Origin of the sequence: Scytonema sp. HK-05 (assembly GCF_963872035.1) — a bacterium.
Taxonomy (GTDB): domain Bacteria; phylum Cyanobacteriota; class Cyanobacteriia; order Cyanobacteriales; family Nostocaceae; genus Kalymmatonema.
The window spans coordinates 24,539-42,129 of record NZ_CAWMYC010000130.1 but is presented as its reverse complement, the minus strand read 5'-3'; the positions used below and the strand labels follow the sequence as shown (position 1 = coordinate 42,129).

The window sequence follows — 17,591 nt, the reverse complement described above, 5'->3', positions numbered from 1 at the left end:
CTTACGACTAGCACCATACATCATGAACTGAGGATTGACATCTCCCCTCGCTAGAAGCAAGGGGATTCTTAGACGTTGCTGCTACGCGGTCTGAAGACACGCTACGCAGCGTCTACGATATGATTTATTTAATCGTGTAAACAAATCAAACCGTTGTGGGAGTGTCAAAGCTCCCCTAACCACCTCGACTAGATTTAAACCTAGCTGTGCGGCTACTTTTCTCATGATGTTTGCACTACCATTACAATCTGCATTTATGAAGTGACCATCACGACTTTTATACAATCCACGTTTCACTCTATCGCCCGATGCTTTCCACCCCACGGGTTTTTCACCATGCTTAGGCAAAGAATCACCGTCAAGAAATGACGCTTTGGATGTGTACGCCTCTTCAGTAATTGTTAAAATAATTCCGTATTCTAAGCAAAGTTGCTTAAGTCGTTCAATTAATCGTCCTGTGGGAATCACCACAAAGTTTTGATTATTGCGTTTACCCATATTGGAACCGTTTTTTTGTCCCTCGTTCCAACCTATAACTAGATTACCTATTCGGTCGTTAAGGCACTGATTAACGATGAATCGTGCTGCTTTGTTAATTGCATCACGCATTTGGTTGTTTCGCTTGCGCTGGACTCGGTCTAGGTTAGAATCCGACGCATTGTCCCCTAGAAAATGAACCAGCCTTTGTTTTGTTGATCTGTCTTCGTAGTCGGGTACGCGTTCTAGTAAGGCTGGTTCATTTTCTTCGTGTAAGACCCCCGCCCAGTAGAAATCCGATTTCCCTTGCTTGTACTTTGCTACAAGACGACAATAGCCTTGGTTCATTGCCTTTAACTTGCGACCGTCAATGATAAGGCTTCTGCCACGTGTTGAAACACCTGTTAGCCAATTAGTTCCACCGTGATCAAATGACCAAGCCTGAGTGTAATCAAGGCTAGGATGATTGCTAATTGGTTCCTTGCCATCATCAATCACCCAATCAATCCACAACTCACCAAGATAAGGACGCACTGTCACCTCTTTTACCCAGTCTGAATCAATAAATTCAGGCAACTGCAATGCAATATTTGTAAGCAAGTGTGGTTTTGTCTCACGACTGATTGACGGGTGAAAACAACCATCTTTGTAATTGAGCGCTTGACGTGGAAACGTTACCGAAGCAAGACCACCACGTTTTCTGTATTTTGGTAGTGACGGTCTATCGACTTCACCTTTGTAGTAGGCGTTAACCAACCCGTTGTAACTGATTATGGATTCGCCTACTGTCTTAAGTGTTTGCTGTGCTGACTGTGCAGCCATTGCTTTGTAGTGTGGATTGTCCTTAAGAACTTTATCTAGTTCTGGGTAGGTCGTACCGCATTTATAGGTTTTCCAATTCCTTAGTAATTCGTCACCACGCCAATAAGTTGTGAACGCATCTTGTTGTTGTTCTAGCTTGTTGTAATGGGTTTGTCGAGTGTGGTAAATCGCTGAATTAATAAGACTATTAGCGTGTTCACACTGGTTAACCCAAAATGCTTTCTCTTCATCAATAAATTTTGCTTTGACTGGTATTGTTCTGTACATTTTGTCATCACCTTCTGTTGTTGATTATCATTGCTACTACAATTAACGTCAACAGACATTCGGGAAGATGGCAAAACTATCTAAAGAAGACCATGAGTACAGGAGAACCGAGAATTCTGTGTCTTCAATTAACTATCATTTTGTATTTGTACCAAAACGCCGAAGACCAGTACTAGTTAGTGATGTGGCAAGAAGGCTACAGGAAATCATATTTGAATTGGTACAAGAACATAACTGGCGGTTAATTGCTCTGGAGATTCAACCAGACCATGTACATATGTTCATCAACGCTCCAACAGATGAAGCTCCATCCAAAATTGCCATGTGGGTTAAAGGAAGAGCTTCTCACCACCTGAGAAAAGAATTTCCCGAATTAAAAAAACTACCTGCTTTGTGGACTCCGACTTATTTTGTCGCGTCAACAGGTCAGGTCAGCACTGAGGTAGTTAAAAAGTACATTGAAAATCAACGAGGGAAATAGAGAAACACAGGGCTAAAGCCCTTTGGGTCGCGCATCCCGTCCCTCTCTGAAGAGTAGGGGTTCTCGCGCTCCCACTATGCTTTGATAGAAACAACCATTAGATGGTCAGGAGTTGATGATCCCAGTTCATGCGGGAGAAAGAATTCCTGAAGTTTTACTGGGTTTGCAGTGATTGGAAACTCGGCGACTAAGTAGGTGGGCATGAAAAAATATAAGATAAACCTAAGCCCCCAGCCCCCAACCCTTGTAAGCGTTGGGGGAGTTACAGCCTCTCCTCTCGCTGCTGTAGAGGAATGGAAGCGAGATTTTAAATTTAATTGTGCCTACCTACTTATTCGTAAATAGACCTTAAGAAGTTTTAACCTAGATTCTTGTGATCAAGTTTTGTTGAATCGTTAATTTTGGCACCGTAAAGGTTAGCAAGATTCAGATAAGCATCGCTGAGGTTGGCGCTGCGGAGGTCAGTATTACTGAGGTTAGCACCGTTAAGGTTAGAAAGTTTGAGGTTGGCATCGCTGAGGTTAGCACCGCTGAGGTTAGCCCCAGTGAGCTTAATACCGCTAAGATTTGCACCATTGAGATTAGCTCCGCTGAGGTTGGTACCGTCAAGATTGGCAAGGCTGAGGTTAGCACTTCTGAGGTCGGCACCTTTAAGGTCAGTTCTAGCAAGGTTTGCCCCACTCAGATCAGCACTATTAAGGTCGGCTTTGCTGAGGTTGGCAAGGCTGAGATATGCCCCGGTGAGGTTTGCCCCACTCAGGTTAGCACCACTGAGGTTTGCCCCACTCAGGTTGGCAAGGCTGAGGTTAGCACCACTGAGGTTTGCCCCGATTAGGTTAGCACCACTCAGATTTGCGCCGCCGAAATTGGTACCGCTGAGGTTTGCGCCGCCCAGATCTGCACCACCAAGCTTGGCATTGCTGAGATTGGTTCCGTCAAGGTTGGCATCGTTGAGATTAGCACCACTCAAGTTGGCATTGAATAGGTTAATACCGCTGAGGTTTGCGCCGCCCAAATCTGCTCCTGCAAAGTCTTCAGCAGACAAGTTCTCAGTTTTTGCTTTGTCAACGCGCACCTTCAAATTTTGAAGTTCTGGGAAAGATTCTTCAGCCATAGCGCAACTTTGACCAACTTAAGATATATTCCTCTATGACTCTACGAGATATTTAGCTTGCGCCATATCTATCATTCGTTATTATTTTGTTTTAGAAAAAAATTACTAGTAGAGGATGAACCCCCCAATTGGTTATTTTTGCCCTAGTACAAGGAGCGATCGCTCGATCACCTGACTCACCAACTCATTCCCCTGCAAGTTAAGGTGGATGTGGTCGTGATACAAGGCTTTAGGGTCTTGGTTTGAGTTAAATATTGGCAAAAAATCTACATAAGTTATTTGCTGCGCTTGAGAAAATTTACTCAACCGCTCACGTGCTTTGATTTCGTAATCGCGGGGTCCTCTTTGACCAATTTCTCGTAGTAAGGGAGTCATGACGAGAAGGAATTGGCTGTTGGCTTGACGCGTCAGCGCTTGGATTTTGCCAATTGCTTCTAGATTCAAACCAACTCTATCGCCGCCTTCATTTTGCACTGCTTCTAGTTCTGGTATCGGCGTTTGCTTTAACACATAACGTTGGAGAACTTCCACCAATGCTAAAGGCGGTTTCTTGTCTGGATAGTTGCGATCGCGTCCTACGGGTAAAGCGGTGGGAGCCGTAGCAAATAAATCATCGGTATTAATCAGTAGCACGACTGCTTGAGCGTTGAAACTGCCAAACTTCTGTAAGTAGGCTAATTCATTTCTTGGTCCCCAAGAGTTGGCTGAAGCATTCAGCACTTCTACTTGTTGAAAGTTATTAGCAACAGAGTCGCTTAAGGAGCTACTCAGCAAGCTAGAAATCGTATCATCCTGGTCTGTCCACCAGCCACCATTAACAATAGAATCTCCCAAAAGTAGTACTCGTAAGGTAGAAGGCGAAGGTGTCTTTTGTATCGGCTCACTTCGCATCGAATATTCATTAATCTCAATGCGATGACCAAAGCGACGGGTACGTTGGTTAGGGGCTAACAAATAACCAATCTGCTCATCCCGAATGTATGTTAGGGGATTGCCAAACCCAAAGAGCGATCGCAATCCCACCTCTATCACCACAAACAATCCCATAACGACCACCAAACTGATCACCAGTACCACTTTCACCGTCAAAAACCTCTCGTAAATTTTTGTAAATAAATATTACAATTTTACCTGTTTAACTTATACCGTTTTGTACAGGAAATTTCGGATATTTAATTGTATTAAAGCCAATGTATCTCTTGGTATAAGTACTTAGAGCGATGCAAATGTTGCAAAGCTTAAACAAAATGTTATTAATAAGTTTGTGTTGAATGCGAACGAAAAGACTAAAATCAAGACGGGCTGACTAGCACTCTAACAAAGGAGGATGACAAAGCTATGTCCGACTTAAACCGTGGCATCATGAAATTTGAAGGCGCTGATTCCCCCAAAGTAGTCACCATCTCCTCTGTGCTGCTTTTAGGGTCAATTCTTGCACTGATCATTTGGGCGCTGCAAGCAGCCTATGCAGTTCACTAATTGGATTATGGACATCCGGAATTCCGGGAACTAGATAAGATCAAAAAATGTCATTCTAAGTAAAACCTTAAGCTTTTTCATGAGCTTTGAGTGTTCGCCTGGGATATGACACAGACCATAAGTTTTATTTAGTACCCAAAAGCTCAGAAAGCATAATAGAGCAAGTAGGGTAGGACACTGGCTAGGACGGTCTCCGTCACAGCCAGGTGTCTCTGATGATACTAGAATTACGATTAAAAAGAATTTTTAGATTTATAAGATTTGAGATTTTAGATTCAAAATAAATCTAAAATCCAAAAGCAAAAATGCTTGAACTCTGGGGTATTGTAATTGTTTTTATTGTCTGCCCTCTCTTGGGTGCCATACCACTAATTGCTTGGATCACTCAAGCCATGACAGGGCGGCAGCTAGCACAAATTGGTACAGGCAACATCAGTGTTTCATCTGCTTTTTACCACGGCGGGACGTTAGTTGGAATTCTGGCAGTTTGCTCTGAAGCGATTAAGGGCATTGCCGCAGTCTTACTCACCCGTGCTTTTTTTGGACACGAATCTGCTTGGGAACTGGTTGCTCTGATTGGTTTAGTCGTAGGTCGATACTCAGCAGGTCGAGGAGCCGGCACGACTAACGTAGTCTGGGGATTTACCGTACACGATCCACTCGCGGCAGTGTTTGTATTGTTGATGGCAAGCGCTAGTTTCACGATTTTGCGTTCTAGGCAACTCGCAAAATTTGGAGTTTTAGTTTTATTCCCACTGATTGTAGCGCTCCTGCATAATGAAGATCCAGCCAGAATCATAGCTGCTGTTGCGCTTGCTGTGTTACTTGGCTGGATTTACAAACAAATTCCTGATGACCTGAATCTTTCTGTTGAAGAAGCACAACCAGAGTCACAAGCAGCGTTTAAATTTTTTCGCGGCGCTCAAGACATTCTGACTCTAGATGACGAGTTGGATGCGGCTTTTGTGGGACAAAAGGCAGCGAGATTAGCCGAAATTAAGCGATGGGGTTATTCCGTGCCAAAGGGGTGGATCATTGGTTTGTACGATGACCCTGAACCATTGATAGAAATGCTTCAGCCTTCAGAGTTATTGCCGCTTGTGGTGCGTTCCTCCGCAATTGGAGAAGACACGGAACAAGCTTCCGCAGCGGGGCAGTATGAAACGGTTTTAAATGTGACCAGTAAACAGAAGTTACGAGAAGCGATCGCCCGCTGTCGAGCTTCCTACGATAGTCAAAGAGCAGTACAGTACCGAAGCGATCGCGGGTTATTCGATGCAGCAATGGCGGTCCTGATTCAACAACAAGTCCAAGGAGTTTATTCTGGCGTTGCTTTTACTCGCGATCCCATTACCAAGCAAGGTGATGCCGTAGTTATAGAAGCTTTGCCAGGAAACGCGACTGCTGTTGTTTCCGGACGAGTCACGCCCGAACAATATCGCGCCTATGTCGTCGAGACAGATAATTTCACTTCCATACAATTAGAGGGACAGGGGAACATACCCGCAACATTAATCAAGCAAGTGGCGTACATATCTCGCCATTTGGAAGAACGTTACCACGGTATTCCTCAAGATATCGAGTGGACATACGACGGTCAAACGCTTTGGGTATTGCAAACTCGACCCGTAACCACCCTACTGCCCATTTGGACCCGCAAAATTGCCGCAGAGGTAATCCCCGGAATCATTCGCCCGTTAACTTGGTCGATTAATCGTCCCTTAACTTGTGGGGTTTGGGGAGGAATTTTTGCTTTGGTGCTGGGTGAACGCGCCGTTGGTTTGGACTTTAATCAAACGGCCACACTGCACTATTCTAGAGCCTACTTTAATGCATCCCTCTTAGGAGAGATTTTCCGCCGCATGGGTTTACCACCTGAAAGTTTGGAGTTTTTAACTAGGGGAGCAAAAATGAGTAAGCCTCCCTTGGATACTACGTTGCGGAATTTCCCTGGACTGCTGCGTTTGCTTGTGCGTGAGTTTTGTTTAACAATGGATTTTCAGTGGGATAATCGCAGGCGGTTTGTTCCGGCTTTATCTCACTTGAGTCAGGAATTGGTAGAAGACCTTGATCCAGCAAGGCTGTTGACAAGAGTTGACTACATTCTGGAGTTACTTCGGCGTGCAACGTACTACAGTATATTAGCTCCGTTGAGCGCGGCGTTGCGGCAAGCAATTTTTCGGCTAAAAGATGGGGAGATTGATAACAGTCGGACCCCAGAGGTAGCGGCGTTGCGAGAGATTCAAGATTTAGCCGCTTCTTCAAGGCAAGTTTTACCTGAGTTTGACCCAGAGAAAGAAGTGTTTGAGCAGTTGGCGCAAACTCCCGAAGGGCAAGAAATTCTGGAAAAGTTTGGCAAGTTGCTTCAGCGTTACGGTTATTTGAGTGAAGTAGGAACTGATATTGCTGTTTCCACCTGGAAAGAAGAACCACAAGCGGTTAAGCAGTTGTTTGTGCAGTTTATGCAGACAAACGAACCGCCAAAGCGCCAAGAACGCCAAGGTAAGAGGAAGAGAGGGTTTGTCCAAAGGCGTGTGAATCTTAAGGGACAAGTGACTGAAGTTTATTCGCGACTCTTAGCTGAGTTGCGCTGGTGTTTTGTGGCGTTGGAGGGGATTTGGTTAAAGTCGGGCTTACTTGAGCAGCCAGGAGATATATTTTTCTTGGAGCTTGAGGAAGTGCGGCGTCTTGTTGAAAGTTTTGAGCCAGATTTTGTCGAACAGTTGCAGGATTTGGTGGAATTGAGGCGCACACAACTTGCACAAGATAGTCAGCTTAACCCTGTACCCCTTTTAGTCTACGGCAACAATCCTCCCGCATTGCCTTTCCGAACTGAAATCCCCTCACCTGATCAGGTATTACAAGGCATTCCCGCCAGTCCTGGACAAGCGGAAGGACGGGTCAAAGTGTTGCGAAATTTACAGTCAGTACCAGATATTGACCGAGACACCATTCTGGTCGTACCTTACACAGATTCTGGTTGGGCACCTATACTTGTCAGGGCTGGAGGACTCATTGCTGAGGCTGGTGGACGGCTTTCTCACGGAGCAATCATAGCTCGCGAGTATGGGATTCCCGCTATTATGGATGTTAAAAGTGCTACATGGATATTGCAGGATGGTCAGAGAGTGCGAATTGATGGGTATAGGGGTATTGTGGAAATATCTAACGACTTAAGACCCGATTTACGACCAGAATGAAACTCACTTCCCTAAATGACTTGGCTGAAGAGCCAGTTTCTCATAATCCTGAAATTAAAAAAAAGGTGATGCTGCGTTTTGGCGATTTGCCTCACCTGACTAACTTTTCTCAGTCACGTTTTGCCCCTGGACACACAGCACCAGCCCACGCCCATCAAGATATGTGCGAGGTTTTTTTTGTTGAGTCTGGTTCTGGTGTGATTCACATTGATGGTAAAGAATACCCCTTGATACCAGGGAGTTGTGTGGCGGTTGAACCAGGAGAAGTTCATGAAGTTGTTAATAATGGTGCAACTGAGTTGGTTCTCACTTATTTTGGATTACGAGTTGAAAAATAAGCATAGTTATCCCACAGTTCATCAATCGTTTCAGCCATTGCCTTATGCGAAAATTGGTGCTGTACAGCGATCAAGTTATCGCAGCAAATCAGCAGGTGGATTCGTACCTGCTGAAACTATTAGGCACTAACGCCGCACGTATTGGCTATATTTCGTCGTCAAGCGATCCAAAACGTCAGTACTTTAGGGCAAAACAACAGTACTATCAGCAGTATGGTCTCGAAGCGCTCTACGTTGAACTCGATGTGGAATACAAAACAGACCTTCTCGATCCGTTGTTTGCCTGTGATGCGATTCATTTATCTGGCGGTAATACGTATTACTTCTTGTACTGGCTGCAGCAACGCGGTTTGATGCAGCGGCTGCAGCACTATGCTCTCCATCAAGGCGTGTTAATTGGCATTTCGGCTGGGGCAATTATAATGACACCGGAGATAGCCTCGGCGCGGCTGTGTGGTGATACGCCGTATCCACCCCTTACCACCTATCAGGGATTAGGTTTAGTGGACTTTGCGTTTGTGCCGCATATACAGGATACACCAGAGGAGTATGCCCGTATGCAGGCATATGCCAACCACCAGCAACGAGTGCTATACGGCTGTCATGATGGGGATGGGATTGTAGTCGTTGGTGAAACGGTTACGTTGGTTGGCAATGTTGTAACTGTGACACCGACAAGCGCATGAGTTATGCTCTACGGCTGTACCCCTTATTAAGAAGCGCTGGAAAGAGATGGAACTGAGTCGCGATCGCCCAACAATTTACTCAAATGACTGGAGGCTTCCAACACCCACCTGCTTATTAAGAGCAATCTTAACCATAGCAGCAATCATCCTGGAGTTTAAAACTTTTTAGGATATCCAAGAAGCCAGAAATCTATTTGCAAATCTATAAAAATTTAGTGAATTAGTAGAAATTTATATCTAGAGTCAGAACACAATTAGCGTGAAAATATTTTAAGATTAAGAGTTTACATTACAGAAACAGAATAATTATAGAGGAAATTCCCAGCAGGGTGTATACCAGAAATAGATAATTCGAGGTATGTACTACCAACAATACAGCCAATGAAACACCGCGCACTGCTGTTAGTCAATCATCATGCCCGCCAAGCACAAAAGCGCTTACCTGAGGTAAAACGCTTGCTTGAGGAACTGGGCTTGAATTTGATTGAGGAGTCCACTGAACAACCACAGCACCTTTATGAAGTCATCAAACGTCACCAGCACGAAGTTGACTTAGTGATCGTTGGTGGTGGCGATGGCACTCTCAATGCTGCTGTAGATGCTTTGGTAGAAACGCAGTTAACACTAGGTATTCTACCTTTAGGAACCGCCAATGACTTAGCTAGGACTCTGGGAATTCCTAACTCTCTCCCCGACGCCTGTAAAATTATTGCCAACGGTGAGGTACGACGCATTGATTTGGGGTTAGTGAATGGTAAACACTTTTTCAACGTAGCAAGCTGTGGGCTAAGTGTGAAAATTACCCAGCGACTGACTAAAAAAGCCAAGCGTCGTTGGGGAATATTGGCTTACCTGATCACAGCATTGCAAGTCATTTGGGAATCTCGACCTTTTAGCGCAGAAATTCGTACGAATAACCAATCAATAAGAGTGAAAACGGTACAAATTGCCGTAGGTAATGGTCGATATTACGGCGGTGGGATGGCAGTGGTTCCTGATGCCACCATTGATGATCAAAGGTTGGATCTGTACAGTTTGGAAATTGAACGCTGGTGGCAAATTATTCCCTTATTACCTGCCATGCGACAAGGACGACACATTCATTCGCAGAGTGTTCGCGCCTTTAGTGGTCAAGAAATTGAAGTTTATACACGCAAACCGCGCCCTATCAATACAGATGGTGAAATTACAACCTACACTCCTGCTCACTTCCGCGTGATCCCCAATGCTTTAAGCGTGTTAGTACCATCAAATGAATAATGAATGATGAATAAGTAAGTAAGTTAAAAAAGAAGAGAATTCATAATTCATAATTCATAATTACAATGCATCTAAAATTTTCCCAAGATATTAAGTTCCTGCTGCAAAGGTTAGGTCAACAGCCACTAAGTCTTGGCGATGTTCTAGCAGAAACCTCAGAACGTGGTTTTAGCTTGGTAATAGTATTATTGGTTTTGCCATTTTTGTTTCCTGTCCCACCTGGGTTAACTGGACCATTTGGTGGTGCTTGTTTGATATTGTCAATACAGATGGCTTTGGGGAGGCGATCGCCTTGGCTTCCTAAAAAAATTGCTACATATAAATTTCCCCGTGGGTTTACCCAGATAATTTTAAGTCACCTACAAAAAGTAACCAAAATATTAGAAAAAATTACCCGTCCCCGATTGGCAAAAATAGCAGAGAATCCTTTTACTTGGCGATTAAACGGTCTTTGTATTTCTTGGTTAGCAATCTTGCTAATTTTACCAATTCCTCTTACCAATCCTATCCCTCCAGTGGGAATATTACTCTTGGCAGTAGCCACTATAGAATCTGATGGTTTATTGATGTGCGTTGGCTACGTTTTCACCGTTTTGACGAGTTTCCTATTTGGATTCATCATTTATGCTTTGTGGATGGCTCCCAGTTTATTGCCACAAGTTTTCCAATAATTTGTTGAGATTAGGTGTAAATTGTCATATGGAAAAGGTGAAAGTAAATTTTAATTTTTCATTTGAATTGTTTTGCATACCTACATTATTTATAAAAAAAACCCTCAGCCACAGACTGAGGGCGGCAATTAGGGTGCATCTACCATCTCTTTATCCGCGATGAATATCTCTGATTCCGGAAAAATTCAAAAAAGCAGGGGGAAAGGAGGAGACTATTTTTGCTTATCCTCCAGACCGCGCACTCGTTTAAGTACTGGAATATACTGGTTAATCATCCAGATAAGAACCTCTATTGTGGAGTCTCCTTGCTGAATGTGGTTTTTGCTTTGTATGCCAATAAGTATTGTTTGGATAATTAACAACACAGTGATGATTTTCCCAACAAAGTTTTGACGCTTCACTTTCATTTCGTACTACCTGAATCAGTTGCTGGATACAGCCTCTCTTTGGGGTGGCATACGCAATCAAGGCTAGGAAAATCTGGCTACAATCGGGATTAAATGAGTTTGGGGTGGTATACCAAATTTGGGGTAGCCCCAAACTTTTTGGTAAACTTTTTACACTGCCATGCCGCGAACTACTAAAGGTCCTCAGGTGAAAACGCGGGTGAAGCGCCTGTTGGAGGCTTTGCTTGATTTCGTCAATGGGGAATTTGATGACAGCTTTGACATTGAGTGCAAGTGGAAAGCGGAAGACAGCGCCAACCCCAAGCTGATTGTCCAGACAACTCTGGTAGTTTTAGAGTGGCTGACAGCGAAAGATAAATATGATGGCAAGTTAACCAAACCGCAAATTCGAGAAGCGCTGAATCTGCTGAAAGACTTCTTGAAGATTCTGGAGGACAACCGCACGAAAACTCAGGGTGTTGATACGTGGCACTTCACGCTGACGCTGTGGTCAAAAGACAAGGAAAAGAACCTGAAACAGTTTGAGCAGGCGTGGGAAAGCAGTAGACCAGAGAAATCTAAAGCATTAAAGGCGAATTTCAACAAATCTGATAAATTTGACTGGCGAGATGTTTGCCGCACTATGTTGGAAAAGCACAAGCGCCTCACCACAAATGAGCTGCTATTTGCTGATGAGGACATGAAGTTTGAGCTAGACGACATTCATGTTCCCCTAGCACTGATGCAGCGTACCAAACCCGACAGGCGCAGTGGGGATGTTTCACCAGAACAAGGCTCCCAACTCTTACAACCAAGTGGGTACGAGGAAAAGCAGCGGTTTAAGCACGAGGATTTTTTGGCGCAAGTTCTGGAAAAAGGCGTTGGCAAAACCAAAGGCAAACGCATCGCCTTGATTGGAGAACCGGGTGCGGGAAAAACTACCCTACTGCAAGCTATAGCGTTTTGGATATTAGACAAAAATCTCGGTTTGCCAATTTGGATTTCTTTGGCAGACTTGCAGCACCAAGATGGAAATTTGGAAGATTTTAAGAAGTATCTTTTGCAAAAATGGCTGGAAACTGCGATTCCTGAGACACGTTTGACACAAGGCATTAAAACTGACTTTACCAATCAATATGAATCTGGGTGCGTGTGGCTGTTGCTGGATGGGGTGGATGAGATAGCAACGGGACATATCGCGCCTTTACAGGCTATAGCATCTCAGTTACAAGGTTGGGTGGCTAAAGCGCGGGTAGTGCTGACTTGTCGGTTGAATGTTTGGGAAGCGAATCTCAACGCTTTGGAAAACTTCGAGACGTATCGGCTGCTGGACTTTGACTATCCACAACAGGTGAAAGAGTTTATCGAAAAGTGGTTTCAGCCTCGGAACCTCACCCCCCTAGAGAGTCTCCGCAATGCAGAGAGGCGGAGTCAGAAGGGAGAAAGGTTATGGGTTGAGTTAGATCAGCCTGAACGTCAGCGTATACAAGATTTAGTTAAAAATCCCCTGCGGTTAGCGCTGTTGTGTAGTACTTACGATCCCCCCTTGCCCGCTGAAGATCGGGGGGTTTCAGAAAGTCCCCCCCCTTTTCAAGGGGGGGTTAGGGGGGGATCTTCCGGATTGCCAGATACCAAGGCAGGACTCTACCAGCAGTTTGTTGAAACATTCTACATCTGGAAAGAAAACCGCTTCCCCACGACACAACAGCAGCAGGAGGAATTAAACGCGGCGCTGGGACGCTTGGCAAAGCGGGCAATTGACTCTGAAGCGTTCCGGTTTCGGCTACGGCATAAGTTTGTACGTGAAGAACTGGGCGATCCAAAACAGCGGGGTTCCTTATTTTGGTGGGCGCTACAGTTGGGATGGCTGAATGAGATTGGACTTGCTGCGGAATCAGTAACTAAAGAGAAAGTTTACGCTTTCTACCATCCCACATTTCAGGAATATTTCGCGGCGCTGGCGGTTGATGATTGGGATTTTTTCTTACCCCGTGAACACAAAGATAGACCTGTTGAAGATAAAGATCATCCAGGGAAATATAAGGCATACCGCATTTTTGAGACGCAGTGGAAAGAGGTGATTTTGCTGTGGTTGGGGCGTGATAAAGATGAAGTGCCAGATAAACACAAGGAAGAGTTTATCAAGGCGTTGGTGGAATTCGATGATGGGTGTGGGAAGTTTTATTGGTATCGAACCTATTTCCTTGTGGGGGCTGGGATAGCAGAGTATAAGAATTATCCCAAAGCCGATGAAATAGTGGCGCAAATTGTTAAGTGGGGCTTTGGTTATTTCGATAGTGAAAAACAGCAGTGGCTATCTTGCTTCAAAGAAATTGCAGATACAGCTAAGATAGCCCTGAAACAAACAGATATTCAAAGGAAAACTGCTGCTCTGGTGCAACTAATTCAGCAGTCAGAGAGGGAATATCTCTGCTGGGAAGTTGCTAATCACTTGGCTCAAAATGGTGCAAACTACCCGGAAGTTCTTTCTGCTTTATTGGATTCAATCAGAGAATATCCAAATGAATTTAGTGTTGCAAAAGAAAAAATATTAAGAAAAATTTACTTTCGCAACCAAGAAGCTATTGCAGCTCTAGTAGAGTTAATGAACAACTCTCAAGATGAATATACTCGCATTATATCAGCATTATGTATAGGAACAATCGACCCTGGCAACCCGCAAGCCGTTGGTGTCCTAGTAGACTTAATTAACGACTATAAAGATAAAGAAATTTGTAAAATGGCGATCTCCTTTTTAGGAGAAATTGGCAATACGAATCAAAGAGCATTTAATACTCTATTTGATTTAAGTAAGTCTTCTCAAGATAAAGAAATTCGTGAAACAGCACTGTTTAGTTTAGGAGAGATTGGCACTATAAATCCAAAAGCTGTAGCTGCATTAGTAGATTTATCCAATCACTCTCCTGATAAAGAAATTCGTGAAACAGCACTATTTACTTTAGGAGAGATTGGCACTATAAATCCAAAAGCTGTAGCTGCATTAGTAGATTTATCCAATCACTCTCCTGATGAGGATATCCGTAGTTTAGTTCAAGTTATTTTATCACAAAATAACAGTGAGCAAAAATTTTCAGCACCAATAATTTACGATATTACAAGAATAAGTGATTATCTAATTAAGTTAAAAAGGAAATCTCAGGATGAAGAAGAATACAAATTTGCAAAAAGCATTTTAAGAAAAATTAACTCTGATAACCAAATAGAAGCTGTTGATGCGCTGGTGGAATTAATCAACAACTGTCAGGATATAAATATTCAATGGTCAGCAATAACAATTTTAGGTGAAATAGGCTCAGGTAATCAAAAAGCTATTGATGCGCTAGTTGAGTTAATCAACAATTCTCAGGATGAAAATCTCCGTCGCTCAGCAGTAGAAAGTTTAGGAAAAATTGACTCAGGTAATCCAATAGTCATTGATACCCTAGTTGAGTTAATCAATAACCGTCAGAAGATTTTTTTATTTAGTTCAGTACTAAGAAATGTAGGAAAATTTGGCTCAGGCAACCTAAAAGCTGTTGATGCCCTAGTTAAGTTAATCAGAAACTCCAAGAATGAATCTACTTATAGCGAAGCAACAAAGAGCTTACAGAAGATTTTGACAGAGGATCAGATGCCAACAGTTGTCATCGCTTTAAAAGATACTTTATCAGAAGAGACTTACGAAAACGACTTTGAGCGCTACAAGCATTGCGTTGAAGTCCTCTGGCACTGCGCCCAAAATATGCCCTACCCAGAATTCTACCAAGCTTGGCATCAGCAAGAAGGAGTAGGAAATACAAATACTCCCTCAAGTCAAACCCTCAGCCAAGCTAACTTACCCCAAAGCCTTCAAAGTGCGATAGCGAAGCGCTGCTGCTTTCAGCAGATCGCCAACAACCCCCAACTCAACCAAACCATCCACCTAATCTGCATCGACACCAGCAAATTCATCAATCCGCATAACCCCGCCGCTAAAATTTACACTGAAATGGTCAAAGGTGGCTGTCCCAAGTGCGAAGATGGCACGCCGAAGACAATGGCGGAACTGCAAACCTATTGGGACTTACTAGAAAGCAACAAGCGGGTGGTTTTGGTATTTTACGAAGGCAAGGGGTCAACATCGCAAGGTTTGAGCCAAGCATTCCTCAACGATATCAGTAAATTTGATGGGGCAATTTCTGTCATCAACCACGAAACCAAAGACGACATTCCCGTAAAATTCTTCACACCCAGCCAAACAATTGAAGATTTGGTACAGTGGCTACGAGATATTTAATATTTAATTCCTAAGCATCTAATGGTATTTTGGCCTTTTGAAACACCTGTTCAGCAGTAAATTCCAGTCCCTCAAACAGGGAATCTGTGAGTAATTCCTCTCCTATATAAGTCTGGGGTGCTGCATCTGGGTAAAAAACGGTAATGCTTCTAGCTTTACTATCTACTACCCAAACCCGCTGCACCTTAGCGTCTAAATAATCTTTTGCTTTAGCAGCCATTTGTCCAAACGTTTGTCCTGGCGAAATTATCTCAATTACCAAATCGGGGGGAACAGGGCAAGCTTCGTCTTCATCCCAGTTGGCGGGTAAACGTTCATAAGAAATGTACAATACGTCGGGTGTCGGCACCCAATCTCGCCCCCGACGAGTTAGCGTAATTGCCCACTCTGGGTAGACTTCTCCCCGTCCCTCACACCATTGCTCAATTAGATAGAGAAGAACGCGGGTAAGCTTGGAGTGAAAAAACTTGGGTGACATCTTTGGAATTGCCTGACCATCAACCAGTTCGTAAGTGATATCTCCCTCGCCTGGGGGAAGATTCAAGAACTGTTGCAAGGTCAGTTGATTGTTTGCCTGAAGTATCATGGCGCAGATTAGCTGGGGGCTAATTTAATTGTAATTGGGTAGTATATAGCACTTCTCGTTTGGATCAAGTAATTATTTATCTGTGTCCATCTGTGTCCATCTGTGGTTCTTATTTCTTGATGTATTGCACTCAACTGATAACCGCTATATTGCACCGATGCCAACCACCGCCAGAGGTTCCCGCAGCAAGTAGCGAAAGTCCTCTACCCTTCGGGAACGCTGCGCGTACAGAGGACTAAACCTGTTTCAAACCCTATTGACGATATCGATTTCAGTCCACTTGAGTGGACTTAAGCTATAAGCCTGAGATTGAAATCTCAGGCGGGCGTAAGCGTTGCGCTGCTTGCTTGAGAATCATTCAGTCCGGTGAGGTCATTGTATCCCCCGCAACACCTGTCGAATGGTATCCGATGGTACTTCGTCAGTAATCGTCACCACACCAATTTGCGTTGGCAGAATAAACCTTACTTTACCGGCTTTGACTTTCTTATCGAGTTGCAAAGACTCAATAATTGCTTCAATATCTACCCCATCTGGTAACTTCGTCGGTAAACCCGCTTTTTGAATCAGGGCGTCTTGACGTTCTGTCTCTTCCTTTTGCCACATTCCCAGTTCCACAGCAATCTGCCCTGCTGCTACCATACCAATGGCGACTGCTTCACCATGATTGACGACTTTATAACCCGTCAAGCTTTCCACTGCATGCCCAATGGTATGACCGTAGTTGAGAATTGCCCGCAGCCCAGCTTCTTTCTCATCTTTGCCCACGACATCAGCTTTCGCTTGACAAGAGCGCCTTAATATGCTTTCTATCAATTCTGGCTTGACGTAACGGAGTTGATCCAAGCGTTTGCTGGCTTCCATCTCGGCAAACAATTCGGCATCCCAAATCACGCCGTACTTAATCACTTCTGCCATTCCAGCACGAAACTCGCGCATAGGTAGAGTTTTCAGCACTTCTGGGTCAATTAAAACCAAGCGCGGCTGGTGGAATGCGCCAATCAAGTTTTTGCCTTGAGGATGATTGACGCCAGTTTTGCCACCAATTGCCGAATCCACCATCGCTAAAAGTGAGGTTGGCACTTGTACCACGTTAATGCCTCGCAACCAAGTCGCAGCGGCAAAGCCAGTCATATCCCCAATGACTCCTCCCCCTAAAGCTACCATAGTTGAGGAACGTTCTATGCGGTTTAAGAGCGCAGTATCGTAGATTTTCTGCACAGAACTCAGGGTTTTGTAGCGTTCACCCGGTGGGAGAGTGCAACTTGCAACTTCAAAGCCAGCCGCTTCCAAAGATGCAACTGCCCTTTCGCCATAATGCTTAAAAATTGTCGGGTTAGAAACCAGCAGGACTTTTTTGCCCAGCTTCAGATTGCTCATCATCTCGCCCAGTTGATCTATGCCCCCTGGCGCGATCGCAATCTCATAAGACTGTTGTGGTAAATTTACGTTAATAGAAGCCATCACCAAATCCCTTTGCAAGCGCCCGACGGCTGTATTCTACAGCATTAGCACTGCCTATTCCCGCATACAAGACGCTTTTTGGTT

Annotated in this window: 14 protein-coding genes; 8 read left to right on the top strand and 6 right to left on the bottom strand. The window is 44.1% G+C overall.

Annotated elements, in window-relative coordinates; all coding sequences use genetic code 11:
• Positions 1–81: 81 nt before the first annotated feature.
• The gene (locus AACT52_RS28985) at positions 82–1,566 is read right to left on the bottom strand and encodes an RNA-guided endonuclease InsQ/TnpB family protein (RefSeq protein WP_198941010.1); all 1,485 of its coding nucleotides are present in this window, start codon (positions 1,564–1,566) and stop codon (positions 82–84) included.
• A gap of 67 nt (positions 1,567–1,633) precedes the next feature.
• Here AACT52_RS28985 and tnpA point away from each other — a divergent pair, with 67 nt between their 5' ends.
• Positions 1,634–2,047, top strand: coding sequence for an IS200/IS605 family transposase (gene tnpA, locus AACT52_RS28980; protein ID WP_073634283.1), 414 nt, complete (start codon positions 1,634–1,636; stop codon positions 2,045–2,047).
• A 358-nt stretch (positions 2,048–2,405) separates the two neighbouring features.
• On the opposite strand, the gene AACT52_RS28975 is transcribed toward tnpA, so the two are convergent.
• Complete coding sequence (locus AACT52_RS28975; protein ID WP_073634282.1) at positions 2,406–3,161, bottom strand: pentapeptide repeat-containing protein; 756 nt, start codon at positions 3,159–3,161, stop codon at positions 2,406–2,408.
• A 132-nt stretch (positions 3,162–3,293) separates the two neighbouring features.
• Positions 3,294–4,244, bottom strand: a complete 951-nt coding sequence (locus AACT52_RS28970) for an SGNH/GDSL hydrolase family protein (protein ID WP_073634281.1) — start codon at positions 4,242–4,244, stop codon at positions 3,294–3,296.
• Between the two features lie 255 nt (positions 4,245–4,499).
• On the opposite strand from AACT52_RS28970, the gene AACT52_RS28965 reads away from it, so the two are divergent.
• The 6 genes from AACT52_RS28965 (at position 4,500) to AACT52_RS28940 (ending at position 10,795) form a co-directional block, all read left to right on the top strand.
• Positions 4,500–4,640 carry a hypothetical protein gene (locus AACT52_RS28965; RefSeq protein ID WP_041039318.1) on the top strand — a complete coding sequence of 47 codons (141 nt, stop codon included), beginning with the start codon at positions 4,500–4,502 and terminating at the stop codon, positions 4,638–4,640.
• A gap of 305 nt (positions 4,641–4,945) precedes the next feature.
• A complete protein-coding gene (locus AACT52_RS28960) occupies positions 4,946–7,840 on the top strand; it encodes a glycerol-3-phosphate acyltransferase (RefSeq protein ID WP_073634280.1) in 2,895 nt (964 codons plus the stop codon).
• Complete coding sequence (locus AACT52_RS28955) at positions 7,837–8,178, top strand: cupin domain-containing protein (RefSeq protein ID WP_073634279.1); 342 nt, start codon at positions 7,837–7,839, stop codon at positions 8,176–8,178. Before AACT52_RS28960 ends, AACT52_RS28955 begins: the two co-directional genes overlap by 4 nt.
• A gap of 44 nt (positions 8,179–8,222) precedes the next feature.
• Entirely contained in the window at positions 8,223–8,864 is a 642-nt protein-coding gene (locus tag AACT52_RS28950) for a Type 1 glutamine amidotransferase-like domain-containing protein (protein ID WP_073634278.1), read from the top strand.
• A gap of 381 nt (positions 8,865–9,245) precedes the next feature.
• Positions 9,246–10,124: a lipid kinase gene (locus tag AACT52_RS28945; RefSeq protein WP_073634277.1), complete on the top strand. Its 879-nt coding sequence runs from the start codon at positions 9,246–9,248 to the stop codon at positions 10,122–10,124.
• A gap of 65 nt (positions 10,125–10,189) precedes the next feature.
• Positions 10,190–10,795, top strand: coding sequence for an exopolysaccharide biosynthesis protein (locus AACT52_RS28940; protein WP_073634276.1), 606 nt, complete (start codon positions 10,190–10,192; stop codon positions 10,793–10,795).
• A 212-nt stretch (positions 10,796–11,007) separates the two neighbouring features.
• Here AACT52_RS28940 and AACT52_RS28935 read toward each other — a convergent pair whose 3' ends face one another.
• Positions 11,008–11,202 (bottom strand): hypothetical protein, encoded by a 195-nt coding sequence (locus AACT52_RS28935; protein ID WP_073634275.1) that lies wholly within the window; start codon positions 11,200–11,202, stop codon positions 11,008–11,010.
• A 160-nt stretch (positions 11,203–11,362) separates the two neighbouring features.
• On the opposite strand from AACT52_RS28935, the gene AACT52_RS28930 reads away from it, so the two are divergent.
• A complete protein-coding gene (locus AACT52_RS28930; protein ID WP_073634274.1) occupies positions 11,363–15,457 on the top strand; it encodes a HEAT repeat domain-containing protein in 4,095 nt (1,364 codons plus the stop codon).
• 10 nt (positions 15,458–15,467) lie between these two features.
• On the opposite strand, the gene AACT52_RS28925 is transcribed toward AACT52_RS28930, so the two are convergent.
• Together AACT52_RS28925 and aroB are read right to left on the bottom strand one after the other, a co-directional pair.
• Positions 15,468–16,043 (bottom strand): Uma2 family endonuclease, encoded by a 576-nt coding sequence (locus AACT52_RS28925; RefSeq protein WP_073634273.1) that lies wholly within the window; start codon positions 16,041–16,043, stop codon positions 15,468–15,470.
• Between the two features lie 372 nt (positions 16,044–16,415).
• On the bottom strand, positions 16,416–17,510 hold the full coding sequence (gene aroB / locus AACT52_RS28920) for a 3-dehydroquinate synthase (protein WP_073634272.1): 1,095 nt from the start codon (positions 17,508–17,510) through the stop codon (positions 16,416–16,418).
• Positions 17,511–17,591 lie beyond the last annotated feature (81 nt).